General features: G+C 67.9%; 4 protein-coding genes. 3 read left to right on the top strand and 1 reads right to left on the bottom strand.

Annotated features, from left to right (window positions below):
• Positions 1–182 precede the first annotated feature (182 nt).
• The gene (locus ACWCXX_RS40700; RefSeq protein ID WP_451136283.1) at positions 183–1,304 is read left to right on the top strand and encodes an IS630 family transposase; all 1,122 of its coding nucleotides are present in this window, start codon (positions 183–185) and stop codon (positions 1,302–1,304) included.
• Positions 1,305–1,337: 33 nt separating this feature from the next.
• Here the strand turns inward: ACWCXX_RS40700 and ACWCXX_RS40695 are convergent, their stop codons facing one another.
• Positions 1,338–1,712 carry a cupin domain-containing protein gene (locus tag ACWCXX_RS40695; RefSeq protein WP_451136281.1) on the bottom strand — a complete coding sequence of 125 codons (375 nt, stop codon included), beginning with the start codon at positions 1,710–1,712 and terminating at the stop codon, positions 1,338–1,340.
• A 70-nt stretch (positions 1,713–1,782) separates the two neighbouring features.
• Between ACWCXX_RS40695 and ACWCXX_RS40690 the strand changes: the two genes are divergently transcribed.
• Positions 1,783–2,223 (top strand): MarR family winged helix-turn-helix transcriptional regulator, encoded by a 441-nt coding sequence (locus tag ACWCXX_RS40690; RefSeq protein WP_451136279.1) that lies wholly within the window; start codon positions 1,783–1,785, stop codon positions 2,221–2,223.
• A 999-nt stretch (positions 2,224–3,222) separates the two neighbouring features.
• Positions 3,223–3,567, top strand: a complete 345-nt coding sequence (locus ACWCXX_RS40685; RefSeq protein WP_451136277.1) for a hypothetical protein — start codon at positions 3,223–3,225, stop codon at positions 3,565–3,567.
• Positions 3,568–4,157 lie beyond the last annotated feature (590 nt).

The raw sequence follows: 4,157 nt of genomic DNA, 5'->3' as shown, positions 1-4,157 counted from the left end.
CTGAACTGGTCGGCCTGGAGAAGACGTCGCCAGGCCATCGCCCGCAGCTGCCACTACCGAAAACGCAGTTCAGGACACGAACCGCTGCTGGAGTATTAGTGCTGTGACCGCATAGGTTCGCCGGGTTGGCGGTCGTGACGGTTGGATGTGGGGTGACGTCCGATCCGACCGCTGGAGGCGCGGTGGCCGAGCCCGTCCGTGTGCGCAGACCGACCGGCCAGGAAGGGCAGAAGCTGCAGCAGATCGTGCGCCGGGGCAGCACCAGTTCGGTGCGCCATCGGCGCGCGATGATGATGCCGGCCTCGGCCGGCGGGAACCGGGTTCCGGTGATCGCCCAGCTGGTGCAGGACGATGAGGACACCGTGCGCGATGTGATTCATCGGTTCAACGAGATCGGCCCGGCCTGCCTGGGTCCTCAGTGGGCGGGAGGCCGTCCCCGCCTGCTCACCCCTGACGACGAGGCCTTCGTCATCCAGACGGCCACCACCCGCCCCACCGAGCTCGGCCGGCCCTTCACTCGCTGGTCCCTGCGCAAACTCGTCGCCTACCTGCGCAAAGTTCACAGCCGGATGATCCTCATCGGCCGCGAGGCGTTACGATGCCTGCTCGCCCGCCGCGGCGTCACCTTCCAGCGCACCAAGACCTGGAAGGAATCCCCGGACCTCGAACGCGAGGCGAAACTGGACCGGATCGAGGAAGTCCTCGACCGCTTCCCGGACCGGGTCTTCGCCTTCGACGAGTTCGGCCCGCTCGGCATCCGCCCCACCGCGGGCTCGGGCTGGGCCGCGCGCAAACGCCCCGACCGGCTGCCCGCCACCTGCCACCGCATCCACGGCGTGCGGTACTTCCACGGCTGCTACGCGGTCGGCGACGACCGGCCATGGGGCGTCAACAGGCGCAAGAAGGGCGCCGCCGACCCGCTGGCCGCGCTGAAGTCCATCCGCGCTGCCCGGCCCGACGGCGCCCCGATCCACGTGATCCTGGACAATCTCTCCGCCCACAAGGGCACCGACATCCGCCGCTGGGCGAAGAAGAACAAGCTCGAGTTGTGCTTCACCCCGACCTACGCCTCGTGGGCGAACTCCATCGAGGCCCACTTCGGACCGCTGCGGCAGTTCACCATCGCCAACTCCAACCATCCCGGCCACACCGTGCAGACCCGGGCACTCCACGCCTATCTGCGGTGGCGCAACGCCAATGCCCGTCACCGCGACGTCCTGGCCGCCGAACGCAAGGAACGCGCCCGCATCCGAAGCGAAAAGGGCATCCGCTGGGGCGGACGCCCCCTCGCCACCGCAGCCTGAAGAACCCGGCGAATCTACGCGGTCACCAGCACACTAGTGAGCCCAGGGTGGTGTGATGGTGTTGCCGTCAGCCAGTTTGGCGGTGAGTCCGACCCGTGTGGTGACCCACATGTGGGCGGGCTGGTCGGTGGTGTTGGCGACCGCCAGTTCGGAGCCTGCAGGTGCCACTGCCGCGTCACCTGCGCGGAGTTCGGCGCTCTCACCGTCGATGGTGAGTCGGAGGCGACCGGAGAGGACGTAGAAGGCCTCCTCGTCGCTGATCGTGTGGGTCGGCCCCACCATTGCGGCCGGGATCTCGACGCGCCAGGCGGCGAGGTCCCGGCTGCCGGTGTCCGGACGGACGTAGGAAACGAAACGGCCACCGTGAATCTCGTGTACGGCGGCCTCGTCACTGCGGATGAACGGCATGCTCCAGCCTTCCTATAGACAAGTTACTTGTCTAAATAGACAAGCGGCTTGACGAGTTATAGTCAAGCCCATGGACGACGCCCTGGCCTTCTCCGCACTCGTGCTGGCACTCTCCGGACAGCTGGTGCAGGAAATCCACACCAGCGTGTCCCAGCAGGGATTCGAGGACCTACGACCCGCACACGGCTTTGCCTTCGCCCGCATCTCTGTAGGCGGCGCCACCACGGCCGACCTGGCCGAGCACCTGGGGGTGACCAAGCAGGCCGCCGCCCAGCTGGTCGAGGAGCTGGTCCGAAAGGGGTACGTGGAGCGGCATCCACACCCGCACGATGCCCGCGCCCGCCTCCTGGGACTGACCGAGACCGGCTGGGCCGCTACGCGCGCCGCCGACCAGGCAGCCCGGGTTGCCGTCGCACCGTGGCGAGAAGTACTGGGCCAGGCGCGCTTCAGCGAACTTGTTGCCGACCTGACACTCCTTGCACCGCCGGGACCGATCCGCCCTGCCTGGTGAGCCGATGACTCACCGCCCTGGAGACCGCCGGCCGTGAACGAACCCTCCGCCAGGGCAACCGGCCAAGTGGGAGACGACACGCGAGTTGCTGTGCCGAGCCCTCCGCGGACCGGTGAACCTTCCCGGTCAGAGCGCTAGAGCTGTTGCGGGCGATGTGCGAAGGATCCGCAAGACGAGGACGCCATGTGGCCACACATGTGCGGTGCGCGGGAGCCATTGGTCGGTGGACCGGCTCCGCGGTGGCCCACGGGGCAACGGCAGCTCCGGCACCGAACCGCCGGATGGCGAGCCTCTCGGCCCTGGCCTGTGCCCCAGCCGGTGGCCTGCCGGGTGCGCCGCAGCCACATCGTCGGCCTCCCGTAACAAGGCGGCGGCGTGACGAAGCCCGCCAGCGCGATGGCGTCGCCGCCGTGTTCGACCCGCAGCAAGTGAACGGGCGTGGTGAGTAGGGGCACCAGCGTCGTTGTGTCCCTGATCATGCAGGACGGCCAACAGCCACGGAACGACCTTTTGGTCGCGATCAGCGCCGCCACGAGAACCGCAGTCGGCGCCGGAACCGGGATCCATCCCGCCGACCATGGCGGCTGGCTGCTCGTCTGGCCCGGGGAGCTGCACCGTCCCGCCGTGGGAGCCGAGGCCGGTTCGTCGAGCGGACGCGAGACGGAGGGGCGTGGTGAGCGCGGACAGCATGCACGGAGACGAGCCGCTGAGACTGCGCCGGGACCAGGTACTGGACGGGGTGCAGGTGCGCGTCAACGCGATCCGTGGGACCTGGACCGTGTGCGCACACTGCCGGAGGCGATCCTGGCTACTGACCGTGGGCCAGGGTTGCCTCAGGTGCTGCGGCAGGTCGCCGAGGCGGCGGGCGCACTGGTGGACGCCGAGTAGGGGGCGGTAGGAGTGATCGGTGAGGACCACAGGCTGGAGGAGTTCGTATCTCGGCACGGGACGGATCTCTCGCGGCGGCGGTCAGCGGCTACGAAGCCGTGGTGACCAGTGATGTCGTGCACGATCCGCGAACTGCTGCCGAGAACGCCGGACGGACGATGGACGGGATTCGGGCCCGCAGTGGCCGTCCCGATCGGTTCGGGCAGGACAGTCCACGGCGTGCTGCTCCTCGTGCGCCGCGAGGGGCGCCCGGTCCTCGGCACGACCGAGACCCGCCCGCCGGCCGACTTCGCGGGACACGTGGCCGTGGCGATGGAGCTGGCAGACCGGCGGCAGAAATCGGAGCAGGTCGCCCAGCTGCGCGAACGGGAGCGGATCTTTACGACCCCTTCGGCATCGTTGTCCAGCGGCTGTTCGCATCGGGTCTGGACCCGCAGGGCGCCCAGCCGCTTGTGAAGCGCCCTGAGGCCGCGGAGCGACTGGCCCGGACCCGGGACGATCTCGACACCACCATCAGGATCATCCGGTCCGTGATCTTCGGGCTGCATGCATCAGGAGAGAGCCCGGATGACCGGGACCGCGGTCCGGCGCCGAGCGGTGTCGTCCCACACCCGAGTGAGTACCGAGGTCAGGCGGCGGTACGAAGACTCCGGGGGCAAAACAGTCCCCGGTAGCTCTGCACGTGTCCTGGGGCTGCAGTCGTCACTGCCGTCCCGGTATCGCGCCGACTTGCCGGGGGCCTGAACCACATCCTGTCCGAGTTCGCTCCGTCAACTAGACGTCCTCGTCGACTTTGCAAATCTTTCGGTGTTGTGGGCTATTGACAATGATACAAGGCATATATCCAGAGTCAATAGGTTTTAGGCGAATACAGGTGAGCAGGCTGACCTGACCTGACCTGACCTGACCTGACCTGACCTGACCTGACCTGACCTGACCTGACCTGACCTGAGAAGCCGTTGCAGTATCGATCTCGGTGAGCGTGAGTTCGAGGTCGTCGACTCGGTCGGGTGATCTTCTGGCTGGCCGGGCATGAGAGCGGGGCC

It is taken from the genome of Streptomyces sp. NPDC001732, assembly GCF_053596315.1.
Note: the sequence above shows the minus strand (reverse complement) of the source record. Positions and strands in the feature narration are given on the sequence as shown.

What these genes read in the sequence shown, in the direction of transcription:
- ACWCXX_RS40695 (WP_451136281.1), bottom strand. Translation starts at nt 1,712, where the DNA reads ATGCCGTTCATCCGCAGTGACGAGGCCGCCGTACACGAGATTCACGGT.
- ACWCXX_RS40690 (WP_451136279.1), top strand. Translation starts at nt 1,783, where the DNA reads ATGGACGACGCCCTGGCCTTCTCCGCACTCGTGCTGGCACTCTCCGGA.
- ACWCXX_RS40685 (WP_451136277.1), top strand. Translation starts at nt 3,223, where the DNA reads ATGTCGTGCACGATCCGCGAACTGCTGCCGAGAACGCCGGACGGACGA.